Annotated in this window: 1 protein-coding gene; it reads left to right on the top strand. The window is 56.1% G+C overall.

Annotation, left to right across the window (positions count from 1 at the left end):
• Positions 1 to 985 (top strand): Ig-like domain-containing protein (locus COO92_RS22165; RefSeq protein ID WP_206186461.1); only part of this gene is annotated, 985 nt, incomplete at both ends.

Raw genomic sequence — 985 nt, 5'->3', positions numbered from 1 at the left:
TAGTTTGACCGTCGATGTTGCGGGTGTCGCTGATGCACCGACGTTGGAAACGTCTGATGCCAGCGGTTCGGAAGACAGCGCGATTGCGCTTGATATCGATGCGGGCCTTACTGACAGTTCGGAAACGTTGACGGTTACCATCTCCGGTGTTCCGGACGGTGCGACCCTGTCGGCTGGGACGGATAATGGTGACGGCACCTGGACGTTGTCATCCGGTGACCTTGAAGGTCTGACGATTACACCTGCGGATGATTTTAGTGGGTCGTTCGATCTTGGTGTGACGGCGCAATCTGCTGACGGCGAAGATGTTGCGGTTACGACCGACAGTCTAACGGTTGATGTTGCGGGTGTTGCCGATGCACCGATACTTGATGTCGCGGATGCAACTGGCAATGAAGATTCGGCCATTGCACTGGATATTGATGCAGGCCTGACGGATAGCTCGGAAACGCTGACGGTGACGATCTCTGGTGTTCCGGATGGTGCGACCCTTTCGGCTGGTACGGATAATGGTGACGGGACCTGGACGCTGTCGTCGGGTGACCTTGAAGGTCTGACCATTACGCCAACGAATGACTTTAGCGGATCATTTGATCTGGGTGTGACAGCGCAGTCTGCCGATGGTGAAGATGTTGCGGTCACGACCGACAGTCTGACGGTTGATGTAGCGGGTGTTGCCGATGCGCCAACACTTGATGTTGCGGATGCGTCTGGCAACGAAGATTCAGCGATTGCGCTTGATATTGATGCGGGTCTGACGGATTCCAGCGAGACACTGACGGTCACGATCTCCGGCGTTCCGGATGGTGCGACCCTGTCGGCTGGTACAGATAATGGGGATGGCACCTGGACCCTGTCGTCGGGTGATCTTGAAGGCCTGACGATCACACCGGCAGATGACTTCTCTGGCAGCTTTGATCTTGGTGTGACGGCTCAGTCTGCCGATGGTGAAGACGTTGCCGTAACGACCGACAGTTTGACCGTC

It is taken from the genome of Thalassospira lohafexi (assembly GCF_002844275.1).
Lineage (GTDB): Bacteria > Pseudomonadota > Alphaproteobacteria > Rhodospirillales > Thalassospiraceae > Thalassospira > Thalassospira lohafexi.
This window is presented reverse-complemented; position numbering and strand designations above follow the sequence as displayed.